The sequence below is a fragment of the Pseudomonas sp. DL genome (assembly GCF_047199225.1).
Taxonomy (GTDB): Bacteria; Pseudomonadota; Gammaproteobacteria; order Pseudomonadales; family Pseudomonadaceae; genus Pseudomonas; species Pseudomonas aeruginosa.
Genome location: NZ_CP178323.1, coordinates 2,133,857 through 2,147,403, shown reverse-complemented (window position 1 = coordinate 2,147,403; position 13,547 = coordinate 2,133,857). Strand labels below are relative to the sequence as shown.

The following is a 13,547-nucleotide window of genomic DNA, read 5'->3' as shown; positions in this document are numbered from 1 at the left end:
ATTCCCATATAAAGAAGCCCGGCTTCAGCCGGGCTTCTTTATATAAGGAAGGGAAACGCTCTCAGCGCAGTACCGGCCCCTGCCAGCCCATCCAAAGCGCGAGGCGCTCCGCCACACTGGCACCGAACTTCTTGGCGAAGCGATCGAACGGCGACTCCTGCACGGTGTAGTCCTCGATCTTCTTCTCCTTCACCACTTCGCGCGCCACATAGCTGGCATTGCCCAGACCGTCGATCAAACCGAGCTGCAATGCCTGTTCGCCGGACCAGACCAGACCCGAGAACAGCTCCGGATGCCCCTCGACCTTGAGCCGGTCGCCGCGCCCTTTTTTCACGCTGTCGATGAACTGCTTGTGGGTGGTATCCAGCACCTGCTGCCAGAACTGGGTCTCCTCGGGCTTTTGCGGCTGGAAAGGATCGAGGAACGACTTGTGCTCGCCGGAGGTATAGACGCGCCGCTCGACACCGAGCTTCTCCATGGTGCCGACGAAACCGAAGCTGGCCGCCGTCACGCCAATGGAACCGACCAGACTGGCCTTGTCGGCGTAGATCTGGTCGGCGGCGCTGGCGATGTAGTAGGCGCCGGAGGCACCCAGGTCGCTGATCACCGCATAGACCTTGACGTTCGGGTGCTCGCCGCGCAGGCGACGAATCTCGTCATAGATATAGCCCGACTGCACCGGACTGCCGCCCGGACTGTTGATCCGCAGGACGATCCCCTTGGTACCCTCATCCTTGAACGCCGCGCGCAGGGCCGTGACGATATTGTCGGCGCTGGCCGGCTCATCGTCGGCGATCATGCCCTTCACCTCGATCAGCGCCGTGTGGCTACCGCTGCGCGAGGCCGATTTCTCCAGGCTGCCGAACGGACTGAAGGCCAGCAGCACGACAAAGAGATAGATGAAGGTCAGCGACTTGAAGAATATCCCCCAGCGCCGCGCCCGCCGCTGCTCCTGGACCCCGGCGAGGACCGCCTTCTCCAGCAGCTTCCAGCTCTTGTCGTCATTCGCCTTCGGCGTTTCCGACTTCCACTCGTCAGACATGCTCAACCACTCCTGAAACCGCCTCACGTCGAGCACCGCCCAACCAGGCGCGCAACTCGGTGAAATGCTCAACTTCCAGCCGCGGCGCATAAGGCCGCAACTGCTCCAGCGATTGGGCGCCATAGGCCACCGCAACCGAATCCATCCCCGCCCGTCGCGCCATTTCCAGGTCGAACGGCGAATCACCGATCATCAGCGCCCGCCCCGGCTCGACCCGGCAGTGCGCCAGGATCTCGTGGAGCATCAACGGGTCCGGCTTGCTGGCCGTTTCGTCGGCGCAGCGGGTGATATCGAAGAAATCGCTCCAGCCATGCCCCGCCAGCACCCGGTCCAGGCCGCGCCGACTCTTGCCGGTGGCGACCGCCAGGCGGAACCCGGCCTCGCGAAAATGCATCATGGCTTCGGCCACGCCGGGGAACAACCGCGACGGCTGCACCTCCTGCGCCAGGTAATGCTCGCTGTAGGCACGCCGGAAACGCTCGACCAGAGCAGGATCGCCAACCTCCGGATAGAGCGAAGCGATCGCCTCGGGCAAGCCGAGGCCGATGATGCCCTTGATCCGGGTATCGTCCCGCTCCGGCAGAGCGGTTTCCCGCGCCGCTGCCTTCATCGAATCGACGATGCGCGCGATCGAGTCGACCAGGGTGCCGTCCCAATCGAATACCAGCAACGCGTAGTCAGTCATTCAAACGCTCCAGCGAACGCTGCCACATCTCGTCCACCGGCGCCTCCAGCTCCAGCACCTGCCCGTCGGGCAGCGGCACGCGCAACTGCGCGGCATGCAGGAACAGGCGCTTGCCGCCCAGCTCGCGGATCTCGCGGGAGAAATCCTCGTCGCCATACTTCGGGTCGCCGGCGATGGCATGCCCGGCGTGCTTGGCATGCACGCGGATCTGGTGGGTCCGCCCGGTGATCGGGCGCGCTTCCACCAGGGTGGCGAAATCGCCGAAGCGACGCAGCACCCGGAACTCGGTCAGCGCGTCCTTGCCCTCGACGTTCACCTCGACCATCCGCTCGCCCGAACGCAGGTTGTTCTTCAGCAGCGGCGCGCGCACGTTCTTCTTGCCAGCCGGCCAGTGGCCACGGACCAGGGCGTGATAGCGCTTGTCGACGATCTTCTCGCCCCGCAGGGCCTCATGCAGGTGACGCAACATGCTGCGCTTCTTGGCGATCATCAGCAGGCCGGAGGTATCGCGATCGAGACGATGCACCAATTCGATATCCTTGGCATCGGGGCGCAACTGGCGAAACACCTCGATGACCCCGGCGCTCACGCCGCTGCCGCCATGCACGGCGATCCCGGCGGGCTTGTTGACCACGATCAGCGCCTTGTCCTCGTAGACGATCGCCGCCTCCATCCGCTCCAGCAGCCCCTGCGCCAGCGGCGCCGGCTCATCACGCTCGGCCAGGCGCAGCGGCGGCACGCGCACCTGGTCTCCGGCCTGGAGCCGATAGTCGGGCTTGATCCGCCCCTTGTTCACGCGCACTTCGCCCTTACGCAGGATGCGATAGATCAGGGTCTTGGGCGCACCCTTGAGACGGGCGATAAGGAAATTGTCGATACGTTGACCAGCCAGTTCCGGCGGCACATCGAGCAGCTGGACACCGGTGGTCGGAGAGGCGGGAGTAGTCATCCGTACATCATAACAATTTTTCATTCAATTGAAGCACTTAATCATTGCTGCTATAGTCGGGAAGCCGCCATAAGCGGCCTGGCCTGCGGATGATTGCCAACCTGCATTTCCCCCTCGCCTGCAAACACTTTGAACGGACGTCAGGCCGTCCTACAGAGGCGTTTCAGCGGAAATACGAAAATTTCCAACCCGCTAACGACTCGAAACCAAAGCCTTGAAACATGAGCCGCGACCACTTCGGTGAGCGCGAGATGCCAACCCGCTCCGGATACTGCGAGCGGCGCCCGATTCTTAAGGAACATGTGTAGGGTGGAGATGTACGGCTGTTGGACTGCGTAGCTTCTAGCTTGATCCAGACGCATTTTTCGTCCGCCTCCGACAGCCGATTCCTCCTCCTGACTCAAGTGCTTCTGAAACACAGGAAGCAGGAGACGTAGTCGCGGACCGGCACCCAGTGCCGAGCGCCGCTGGACACGGGAATGGCCCGCCATTCCTGAATACGCGCCCGAGCACCGACCGTGAGAGTCGTGTGTGCCGATCGCCGTTTCCGGTAGCCCCGGAAACCATTGGTACTACATGAAAAGAATGCTGATCAACGCGACTCAACCCGAGGAGTTGCGTGTTGCACTGGTCGACGGCCAACGCCTGTTCGACCTCGACATCGAGTCGGGCGCCCGCGAGCAGAAGAAGGCCAACATCTACAAAGGCCGCATCACTCGCGTCGAACCCAGCCTCGAAGCCGCCTTCGTCGACTTCGGCGCCGAACGCCACGGCTTCCTCCCCCTCAAAGAAATCTCCCGCGAATACTTCAAGAAATCCCCCGAAGGCCGGATCAACATCAAGGAAGTCCTGAGCGAAGGCCAGGAAGTCATCGTCCAGGTCGAGAAGGAAGAGCGCGGCAACAAGGGCGCCGCCCTGACCACCTTCATCAGCCTGGCCGGCCGTTACCTGGTGCTGATGCCGAACAACCCGCGCGCCGGCGGCATCTCCCGCCGTATCGAAGGCGAAGAGCGCAACGAGCTGCGCGAGGCCCTGAACGGCCTCAACGCACCGGCCGACATGGGCCTGATCGTGCGCACCGCCGGCCTCGGCCGCAGCACCGAGGAACTGCAGTGGGACCTCGACTACCTGCTGCAACTGTGGAGCGCGATCAAGGAAGCGTCCGGCGAACGTGGCGCGCCCTTCCTGATCTACCAGGAAAGCAACGTCATCATCCGCGCCATCCGCGACTACCTGCGCCAGGACATCGGCGAAGTGCTGATCGACAGCATTGACGCCCAGGAAGAAGCCCTGAACTTCATCCGCCAGGTGATGCCGCAGTACGCCAGCAAGGTGAAGCTGTACCAGGACAGCGTTCCGCTGTTCAATCGCTTCCAGATCGAGAGCCAGATCGAGACCGCTTTCCAGCGCGAAGTGAAGCTGCCGTCCGGCGGCTCCATCGTCATCGACCCGACCGAGGCCCTGGTTTCCATCGACATCAACTCGGCGCGCGCCACCAAGGGCGGCGACATCGAGGAAACCGCCCTGCAGACCAACCTGGAAGCGGCCGAGGAAATCGCCCGCCAGCTGCGCCTGCGTGACATCGGCGGCCTGATCGTCATCGACTTCATCGACATGACCCCGGCGAAGAACCAGCGCGCCGTGGAAGAGCGTGTCCGCGAAGCCCTCGAGGCCGACCGCGCGCGCGTCCAGGTCGGTCGCATCTCGCGCTTCGGCCTGCTGGAAATGTCCCGCCAGCGCCTGCGTCCGTCCCTCGGCGAGACCAGCGGCATCGTCTGCCCGCGCTGCAACGGCCAGGGTATCATCCGCGACGTCGAGTCGCTGTCGCTGGCCATCCTGCGCCTGATCGAGGAAGAAGCCCTGAAGGACCGCACCGCGGAAGTCCGCGCCCGCGTGCCCTTCCAGGTCGCCGCCTTCCTGCTCAACGAGAAGCGCAACGCCATCACCAAGATCGAACTGCGTACCCGCGCGCGCATCTTCATCCTGCCGGACGATCATCTGGAAACCCCGCATTTCGAAGTCCAGCGTCTGCGCGATGACAGCCCCGAACTGGTTGCCGGCCAGACCAGCTACGAAATGGCCACCGTCGAGCACGAAGAAGCCCAGCCGGTCAGCTCGACCCGCACCCTGGTCCGCCAGGAAGCAGCAGTCAAGACCGTCGCTCCCCAGCAGCCCGCACCGCAACACACCGAAGCACCAGTCGAGCCGGCCAAGCCGATGCCCGAGCCGAGCCTGTTCCAGGGCCTGGTGAAGTCCCTGGTCGGCCTGTTCGCAGGCAAGGATCAACCTGCCGCCAAGCCTGCTGAAACCAGCAAGCCGGCTGCCGAGCGCCAAACCCGCCAGGACGAGCGTCGCAACGGCCGCCAGCAGAACCGCCGCCGCGATGGCCGCGATGGCAATCGCCGCGACGAAGAGCGCAAGCCCCGCGAGGAACGCGCAGAGCGTCAACCGCGCGAAGAGCGCGCCGAACGCCCGAACCGCGAAGAGCGCAGCGAACGTCGCCGCGAAGAGCGCGCCGAGCGCCCGGCTCGCGAGGAGCGCCAGCCGCGCGAAGGCCGTGAAGAGCGCGCCGAGCGGACACCTCGCGAAGAGCGCCAGCCGCGCGAAGGCCGCGAAGGTCGCGAGGAACGCAGCGAACGCCGCCGCGAAGAGCGCGCCGAACGCCCGGCTCGCGAAGAGCGCCAACCCCGCGAAGGCCGTGAAGAACGCGCCGAGCGCCCGACCCGCGAAGAGCGCCAGCCGCGCGAGGATCGCCAGGCTCGCGACGCCGCGGCCCTGGAAGCCGAGGCGCTGCCGAACGACGAGAGCCTGGAGCAGGACGAGCAGGACGATACCGATGGCGAGCGCCCGCGCCGCCGCTCCCGCGGCCAGCGTCGTCGCAGCAACCGCCGCGAACGCCAGCGCGAGGTCAGCGGCGAGGTGGAAGGCAGCGAGGCGACCGATAACGCCGCCGCGCCGCTGAACACCGTCGCAGCCGCCGCCGCTGCCGGTATCGCTGTCGCCAGCGAAGCCGTAGAAGCAAACGTGGAGCAAGCCCCGGCCACTACCAGCGAGGCTGCCAGCGAAACCACGGCAAGCGATGAGACCGACGCGTCGACCAGCGAAGCCGTCGAAACCCAGGGCGCGGACAGCGAGGCCAATACCGGCGAAACCGCCGACATCGAAGCGCCGGTGACCGTCAGCGTGGTCCGGGACGAAGCCGACCAGAGCACCCTGCTGGTCGCGCAAGCCACTGAAGAAGCTCCCTTCGCCAGCGAAAGCGTGGAAAGCCGCGAAGACGCCGAGAGCGCCGTGCAACCGGCAACGGAAGCGGCCGAAGAAGTTGCCGCCCCGGTGCCCGTCGAAGCAGCAGCCCCTAGCGAGCCCGCAACCACCGAGGAGCCGACCCCGGCCATCGCGGCGGTGCCGGCCAACGCGACCGGCCGTGCCCTCAACGACCCACGGGAAAAACGTCGCCTGCAACGCGAAGCCGAGCGTCTGGCACGCGAAGCCGCAGCAGCAGCCGAAGCGGCAGCTCAGGCCGCTCCCGCCGTCGAGGAGGTCCCGGCTGTAGCGAGCGAGGAAGCGTCGGCCCAGGAGGAACCTGCTGCACCCCAGGCTGAAGAAATCGCCCAGGCCGACGTTCCGTCCCAGGCGGACGAAGCCCAGGAAGCGGTACAGGCCGAGCCTGAAGCTTCCGGCGAAGACGCCACCGACACGGAGCACGCGAAAAAGACCGAGGAAAGCGAAACCTCGCGCCCGCATGCCTGAGTGACAGACTGAAAAAAGGGGATGCCATGGCATCCCCTTTTTTTGCGTGTCATTCCGCGGCACTCCGGCATACCGCCCGTCATGACCAGAGCCGCCGAACACGCACAATGAAAAAGGGATGCCGCCGGCATCCCTTTTTCATTCTCCAGCCGCACCCTCAGTAGAGATTGGGTTCAGGCTCCAATTCGACGCCGAAACGCCGACGGACGTCCTCCTGGATACGCTCCGCCAATGCCCGGACCTGGGCACCGGTGGCACCGCCATGGTTGACCAGGACCAGCGCCTGCTGCGCGTGTACCCCCACCGGGCCATCGCGAAAGCCCTTCCAGCCGCCCTTGTCGATGAGCCAGCCTGCGGCCAGCTTCAACCGACCGTCCGCCTGCGGATAGCCAACCAGATCCGGGAAGGCCTGACGCAAGCGCTCGGCCTGCGTCGCATCCACCAGCGGGTTCTTGAAGAAGCTGCCGGCATTGCCCAATACGGCGGGGTCGGGCAGCTTCTCCCGGCGAATGGCGCAGATTACCCGGCTTACGTCCCTGGCCGTCGGACTGGCGATGCCCTCCTCCTCCAGGCGCTGGCGTACCGGCCCGTAGTCCAGGTGCAGCCTATCCCGCCGTGTCAGGCGCAGGCGCACGCGGAGGATCAGCCAGCGATCAGGCTCCTGCTTGAACAGGCTGTCGCGGTAGCCGAAACGGCAGGCCTGGCGATCGAACTCACGCAGGGTTCCATCCTGGCGATCCAGCGCCGTCAGGCTGTCGAAGACATCCTTCAGCTCCACGCCATAGGCGCCGATGTTCTGCATCGGCGCCGCACCCACGGTGCCGGGAATCAGGCTGAGATTTTCCAGACCGGCCAGGCCCCGCTCCAGGCTCCATTGTACGAATGGGTCCCAGGCCTCGCCCGCCTCCGCCTCGACCAACACCGAATCCGCGGCATCGGAAACAATTCGCCGCCCCTGGCTGGCCATGCGCAAAACCAGCGCCTCGACGTCACGGGTCAGCAGCAGGTTGCTGCCACCACCGATCACCAGCAGCGGCAATCCACGCTCCCGAGCCAGGGCCAGGGCCTCGCGCACATCAGCCTCGTCCCGGGCGTGGGCCAGCAGGCGGGCGCGCACGTCGATGCCGAAGGTGTTATAGGGCTTCAGCGAGCAATGCTCTTGCAGTTCCAGGCTCACAGTCGCCCCTTGGCTTCGATCAACAGACGGTCGCAGGCATGTTCGATCAGGTCGAGGACCTGCTCGAAGCCTTCTTCGCCGCCATAGTAGGGATCGGGCACTTCGTCCCGCTCGGATCCGTAGCGACGCAGGAACAGATCCAGTTCGGCGGCACCGCGCCCGGCACGCAGGGTCTCGAGGTCAGCCAGGTTGGACAGGTCCATGGCCAGGATCAGGTCATGGCGGGAGAAATCCTCGATGCCGACCTGGCGTCCACGCAGTGCCGACAGGTCGTAGCCACGCCTTTGCGCGGCCAGGCGGGTGCGCTGGTCAGGCGCCTTGCCGACATGCCAGCCGGCGGTACCGGCGGAATCGACATGGATGCGGGAAGCCAGCCCGGCCTCCTCGACCTTGCGCCGGAACACGCCTTCGGCGGTGGGCGACCGGCAGATGTTGCCCAGGCAGACGAACAGGACGCGCATCAGCCCCCCAGCACGCGGCGAACGCGTTCGAGGTCTTCCGGCGTATCCACGCCCGGAAGCATGGTTTCGCGGGCATCGGCCACATGGATTCGCACCCCGTGCCAGAGCGCGCGCAATTGCTCGAGGCTTTCGGCGTTCTCCAGCCAGCACGGTCCCCAGGCGACGAAATCGGCAAGGAAACCCACGCGATAGGCGTAGATGCCGATGTGGCGACGATAGGGCACGCCCTCCGGCAGGCTGTCGCGATCGCGGGCGAAGGCGTCGCGAGCCCAGGGCAAGGGCGCACGACTGAAAGTCAGGGCCAGGCCGTCGATGTCGGTGGCGACCTTGACCACGTTCGGATTGAACAGCGCGGAGACCTCATGGATCGGCTCGGCCAGGGTAGCGATGGCGGCCTCCGGGTGCGCCGCCAGGTTGGCCGCCACCTGGTCGATGAGCGCCGGGGGGATCAGCGGCTCGTCGCCCTGGACGTTGACCACGATGGCATCGCTGGCCAGGCCGAGCCGGGAAGCGACTTCCTCCAGGCGATCGGTGCCGGAGTTGTGCTCGGCACGTGTCAGCAGCGCCTCGGCGCCGAACCCCTGGCACGCCGCCAGGATGCGTTCGTCGTCGGTGGCGACGACCACGCGGCTGGCGGCGCTCTTGCGGGCCTGGTTCCAGACGCGCTGGATCATTGGCTGGCCGGCGATATCCTGCAATGGCTTGCCGGGCAGACGAGTAGAGGCGTAGCGGGTGGGAATGACGACAGTGAACGCCTGGGTCATTACTTGTCCAGCCGCTCGTCCACGTTCAGGGAGCGAGCCTCGCTCTCCAGCATCACCGGGATGCCGTCGCGGATCGGATAGGCCAGGCCGGCCTGCTTGCTGATCAGTTCGGTCTTGTCTTCGCTGAGCACCAGCGGGCCCTTGGTCAACGGGCAGGCAAGAATATCGAGGAGTTTCGGGTCCATGGCGGAGTCCTTCATACAATGGCGGCACGGCCGCCGGTCAGCGCGCCAGGAGATGCTCGAGTCGGGCGTCGAACCAGGCGACGAATGCAGGGGAAGGCACCGCATCGACCGCCAGGTACCACCAGTCGGCCGCTGCGAAAGCCCGGCATTTAACGGCATCCTTCTCGGTCATCAGCAGCGGCAGCGGCGGGCTGAACGCCAGTTCGGCCGCCGTGTAGGTCGCGTGATCCGGGAAGGCATGCGGAATCGCTCGCCAGTGTAGCGCCTCGAGCGTCCTGAAGAAACGCTGCGGATTGCCGATCCCGGCCAGGGCGTGGACTTCCTGGCCCGCGGGAAAATGCTCCAGCGGTCGGCGCTCGCCGCTCTGCAGGTTGATCAGCGCAGTAGGCTGCAAGCGGAATGCGTAACCGCCGTCAGGATCCTCGTCGGCGCCGTTGTAAAGCAGCGCGTCGACGCTTTGCAGACGCTCCGCCGGTTCGCGCAACGGACCGGCCGGCAGGCAACGACCATTGCCGAGACCGCGCGCGGCATCGATCAGCACCAGCTCCAGATCGCGCGCCAGACGATAGTGCTGCAAGCCATCGTCGCAGAGGACAAGGTCCAACTGCTCTTCGGCGAGCAGCGCCTGCAGGGCGCGCGGACGATCCGGGTCGATCATCAGCGGCACGCCGCTGCGCCGGACGATCATCAGCGGTTCGTCGCCGGCCTCCGCGGCGTCCTGCTCGGCCCGCACCCGCCACGGCGTGGTGGGCGGCCGGGCACCATAGCCGCGGCTGATCACGCCAACCCGCAAGCCGCGAGCCCTGCAGTGCTCGATCATCCAGAGGATCATCGGCGTCTTGCCGGTTCCGCCGACGGTGATATTGCCTACCACCAGCACCGGCAGCGGTGCCCGGTAAGCGGGCTTGCGCCCGGACAGGAAGTCCGCCCGGCGGCCGTTCGCCACCCGACGATAGAGAGCCTCCAGCGGACGCAGCAGCGCCAGCGCCGGATGCCCCTGGTACCAGGCGGCGATCAGTCGCTCGGAGAACGACATCAGGGCTTGGCCGCCGTGTTCTCGACCGTGGTGATGCGCAGGTGGACGAAGCCCAGCTTGCCCGCTGCGTCCATCGCCGTGACCACCGACTGGTGGGTGGACTTGGCATCGGCGCTGATCACCACCGGCAGGTTGTTGTCGCCCGCCGATTCACGCTGCATCGCCGCCATCAGGGTGGCCAGGTCGCTCTTGGCCAGCGCCTGCCCGTTCAAGGCGTAGTGCCCCTCGGCATCCACCGAGAGTTCCAGTTGCTTCTGCTCGGTGCCGGCGGTTTCGCCGCTCTCCGCCGATGGCAGCTCGATGTTGAGCTGCTCGGGGCGGGTGAAGGTGGTACTGACCACGAAGAACAGCAGCAGGACGAAGATCACGTCGATCAGCGACGCCAGGTTGATGAAGACGTCTTCACGGGCGGCACCCGCCCGTCTGCGGCGGAATTTCACGCTTTGCCTTCCTCGACGTAGTCGACTTCACGATCGCCCTGCACCACTTCCACCAGCTTGATGGCCTCCTGCTCCATGGCGATCACCAGTTCGTCGACCCGCCGCAGCAGGTAGCGATGGAAGAACACCGCCGGAATCGCCACCAGCAGGCCGGCGGCGGTGGTGATCAATGCCTTGGAGATGCCCGCGGCGAGCATCGGCGAGTTGGCCATGCCGTTGTCCATGAAGGCGCCGAAGATCTGGATCATGCCGAACACCGTACCCAGCAGGCCCAGCAGCGGCGCCATCGCGGCGATGGTGCCGAGGGCGTTGAGGTAGCGCTCCAGCTCGTGGATGACACCGGAAGCAGCCTCCTCGATGCACTCCTTCATGATCTCGCGACCGTGCTTGGAGTTGGCCAGACCGGCGGCGAGGATCTCTCCCAGCGGCGAGTTGGCGCGCAGGTCCTTGAGCTTCTGGGCGCTCAGTTGCTTGCCCTTGATCTGCTTCCACACCTGGCCGAGCAGCTCGGGCGGCGCGACGCGGCTCTTGCGCAGCGTCCACAGGCGCTCCGCGACGATGGCGGTGGCGGCGATCGAACTCAGAATGATCGGCAGCATCATCCAGCCGCCGGCTTGAACCAGTTCCCACACAGTGGCATATCCCCGAAAAAAAAGTGGCGCCACTCTAGCACAGCGACCCTTTTCCGCCGACCGCCACGGTTCTCATTTTTCCCGCCAGAAGTGCGCCGAATCACGCTCCCGGCGTGCGCCGCCACGGCTTCCGAGGAGAAACGTCAGGGCACCGTCGCGTGCCGTGTCGTGGACCTGCGCGGCGACCCTCGCGTAACGCTCCATCACTTCGCCATGGGGATGGCCGAAGGCGTTGCGCCAACCTCGCGAGACCAGCACATGGCGAGGCCGCGTACGCAACACGAAGGCGACTCCGGAGGAACTGCGGCTGCCATGATGCGGCGCCAGCAACCAGTCGACCCGGGGATCGGCCTGTCGCGCCAGCCAGGCATGCTCGGCCGCACGCGAGATGTCCCCGGTCAGCAGCAGGACTTCGCCATCGGCCTCGACCCTCAGCACACAGGAGCGGTCGTTGCTGTCGCCGGCCTGTGCCCATGCCCACTGTTCGAAAACCACGCCATCCCAGGACCAGCTCCGCTCGTCGCAGCTGTCCGCGAACAACGGCGAAGGCAGGCGCGCGGGTTCGCCGCTGACCAGCCAAACCGGCGGGAATCGGGAAGCGACCGTAGGAGCACCGCCTGCATGGTCGTTGTCGGCATGGCTCAGCAACAGGCCGTCCAGGCGCCGCAGGTCCAGGCTGCGCAGCACCGGCACCACCACCCGCTCGCCCATGTCGAACGCCCCCTGCCGCGCACCGCTGTCATAGAGCAAGACATGCTCTCGGGTACGCACCAGCACGGCCAGCCCCTGGCCGACGTCCAGCACCCGCACTTCCGCCCGCCCCCATTCGACAGGCGGCGATGACGGCAACAATGCCGGCAGTAGCAACGCGGCACCGAGGGCACGCAACGGCAAGCCAGCCGGCGCCAGCCAGCAGAGCGCGCCGAGCATGCCCAGCGCTACGCTCCAGGCCGCTGCGGCGGGTGGCTGCCAGGCCTCGGCCAGGCCCGCCAGCAGGCCAAGCGCACGAAACAGCAGGTCCAGCGAAACGCCAGCGGCGCGAAGCAGCCCCTCGCCCAGCCCGGGCACCCACAGCAGCAGGCTCCCCGCCAGGGCCGGGGGCACTACCAGCAGTTCGATCCAAGGCACCGCCAGCAGGTTGGCCGGCGCTCCGCTCAGGCTCAACGGCAGTCCCAGCGCCAGCAGCGGCATCGCCAGCCCCAGCGCCATCCCCCACTGCGCCCGCCCCCAGGCCGCCCACCAGCGCCAGCGCCCAAGGCGCCCGGCGAACAGCCAGAGCAGCAGGGCAACCGCCAGGAACGACAGCCAGAACCCCGCCTGCAGGCTGGCCAGCGGCTCGACCAGCAAGACCAGCACCAGCGTTGCCAGCAGCGGGGTCAGCAAGCCCAGGTGGCGGAAACGCAGGCGCCAGACCAGCGCCAGGCTGACCATCAGGCAGGCGCGCCGCACCGGGACCTCGAAACCCGCCATCAACCCGTAGCTCCAGGCACCAAGCAAACCCAGGGCGCAGGCACAGGGCAGCCAGGGCAGGCGCCGCGGCCAGCAGCCCAGGCGATGCAAGGCCGCCACCAGGCCATAGAGCATCCCCGCCAGCAACGAGATATGCGAACCGGAGATGACCATCAGATGCACGGTGCCGGTGTCCTGGAACATGCGCCACTCGGCCGCGCTCAACCCCGAGCCATCCCCCAGCACCAGCGCCGCCAGGGCGGCGCCGCGCCCCTGTGCGTCGACCGCCAGCAGGCGCTGGCGCCAGGCATCGCGCCAGGCATCCAGGCCGCTGGCCGGCTGCAGGCGCTGGCCCGCCTTCACCGTGCCCACAGCACCGACCCGCTGCGCCAACAACCAGGCCTCGTAGTCGAAACCCGCCGCGTTCACCAGGCCGCGGGGGCGTTTCAGGGTCACCGCCAGGCGCCAGCGTTCGCCGCCCATCAGCGGCGGTGCGCCGCGCCAGCTCAGGCGCAGACGCTCGGGAAGAAGCACGCCCCGCGCAGCGCGGACCTCCTCCAGCCGGAAGCGCGTGACGCCCTCGCCGCTCGCCGGCAGATCGACCACACGCCCCTCCAGCCAAAGGGTGCGACCATCCAGCTCGGCGGCCAGGCGTCCGTCCAGGGCGACTTGCGCCGAGCCGCAGGCCCAGGCGAACCCGAGCAGGAACAACCCCAGCCAGTACAGCCGGCCGAACAGCAGCAACAGTCCGGCGGCGGCCATGCCCAGCAGCCAGCCGACCGACGGCAATTCCGCCAGGAAGCGCAGGGCCAGCAGCCCCGCGGCGAGGGCTGGCAATCCCAGGCGCATGAACGGTTCCTCCCATCCCCGTGGCGTGCCCTCCGCTCCCCGACATGTCACATGGGGTCATACAATGGGCAACGAAATCCTGTCATCTTGCTTGGCATAATACGCAAGCCTATATCCACCGAGAGCCC

General features: G+C 66.6%; 12 protein-coding genes. 1 reads left to right on the top strand and 11 read right to left on the bottom strand.

Annotation, left to right across the window (positions count from 1 at the left end):
* Positions 1-61: 61 nt before the first annotated feature.
* Genes sppA through rluC form a run of 3 tightly spaced genes read right to left on the bottom strand, consistent with a single transcriptional unit; the run spans position 62 to position 2,676 of the window.
* A complete protein-coding gene (gene sppA, locus ACI766_RS10045) occupies positions 62-1,042 on the bottom strand; it encodes a signal peptide peptidase SppA (RefSeq protein ID WP_003091146.1) in 981 nt (326 codons plus the stop codon).
* The gene (locus ACI766_RS10040) at positions 1,035-1,727 is read right to left on the bottom strand and encodes an HAD-IA family hydrolase (protein WP_023104545.1); all 693 of its coding nucleotides are present in this window, start codon (positions 1,725-1,727) and stop codon (positions 1,035-1,037) included. Before ACI766_RS10040 ends, sppA begins: the two co-directional genes overlap by 8 nt.
* The gene (gene rluC, locus ACI766_RS10035) at positions 1,720-2,676 is read right to left on the bottom strand and encodes a 23S rRNA pseudouridine(955/2504/2580) synthase RluC (RefSeq protein ID WP_003104143.1); all 957 of its coding nucleotides are present in this window, start codon (positions 2,674-2,676) and stop codon (positions 1,720-1,722) included. Before rluC ends, ACI766_RS10040 begins: the two co-directional genes overlap by 8 nt.
* A gap of 576 nt (positions 2,677-3,252) precedes the next feature.
* On the opposite strand from rluC, the gene rne reads away from it, so the two are divergent.
* Complete coding sequence (rne, locus tag ACI766_RS10030; protein WP_031628358.1) at positions 3,253-6,426, top strand: ribonuclease E; 3,174 nt, start codon at positions 3,253-3,255, stop codon at positions 6,424-6,426.
* Between the two features lie 157 nt (positions 6,427-6,583).
* Here the strand turns inward: rne and murB are convergent, their stop codons facing one another.
* From murB to ACI766_RS09990, 8 genes are all read right to left on the bottom strand, one after another.
* Positions 6,584-7,603 carry a UDP-N-acetylmuramate dehydrogenase gene (murB, locus tag ACI766_RS10025; RefSeq protein WP_023104547.1) on the bottom strand — a complete coding sequence of 340 codons (1,020 nt, stop codon included), beginning with the start codon at positions 7,601-7,603 and terminating at the stop codon, positions 6,584-6,586.
* A complete protein-coding gene (locus ACI766_RS10020) occupies positions 7,600-8,064 on the bottom strand; it encodes a low molecular weight protein-tyrosine-phosphatase (RefSeq protein ID WP_003106924.1) in 465 nt (154 codons plus the stop codon). Before ACI766_RS10020 ends, murB begins: the two co-directional genes overlap by 4 nt.
* Complete coding sequence (gene kdsB / locus ACI766_RS10015) at positions 8,064-8,828, bottom strand: 3-deoxy-manno-octulosonate cytidylyltransferase (protein WP_412828497.1); 765 nt, start codon at positions 8,826-8,828, stop codon at positions 8,064-8,066. The genes ACI766_RS10020 and kdsB overlap by 1 nt, the downstream gene beginning before the upstream one ends.
* Positions 8,828-9,013 (bottom strand): Trm112 family protein, encoded by a 186-nt coding sequence (locus tag ACI766_RS10010; protein WP_003091157.1) that lies wholly within the window; start codon positions 9,011-9,013, stop codon positions 8,828-8,830. The genes kdsB and ACI766_RS10010 overlap by 1 nt, the downstream gene beginning before the upstream one ends.
* A gap of 37 nt (positions 9,014-9,050) precedes the next feature.
* On the bottom strand, positions 9,051-10,049 hold the full coding sequence (gene lpxK, locus ACI766_RS10005; RefSeq protein ID WP_031756493.1) for a tetraacyldisaccharide 4'-kinase: 999 nt from the start codon (positions 10,047-10,049) through the stop codon (positions 9,051-9,053).
* A complete protein-coding gene (locus ACI766_RS10000) occupies positions 10,049-10,489 on the bottom strand; it encodes an ExbD/TolR family protein (protein WP_003091161.1) in 441 nt (146 codons plus the stop codon). The genes lpxK and ACI766_RS10000 overlap by 1 nt, the downstream gene beginning before the upstream one ends.
* A complete protein-coding gene (locus tag ACI766_RS09995) occupies positions 10,486-11,121 on the bottom strand; it encodes a MotA/TolQ/ExbB proton channel family protein (RefSeq protein ID WP_003091163.1) in 636 nt (211 codons plus the stop codon). The genes ACI766_RS10000 and ACI766_RS09995 overlap by 4 nt, the downstream gene beginning before the upstream one ends.
* A gap of 72 nt (positions 11,122-11,193) precedes the next feature.
* The gene (locus ACI766_RS09990; RefSeq protein WP_003119806.1) at positions 11,194-13,419 is read right to left on the bottom strand and encodes a DNA internalization-related competence protein ComEC/Rec2; all 2,226 of its coding nucleotides are present in this window, start codon (positions 13,417-13,419) and stop codon (positions 11,194-11,196) included.
* Positions 13,420-13,547 lie beyond the last annotated feature (128 nt).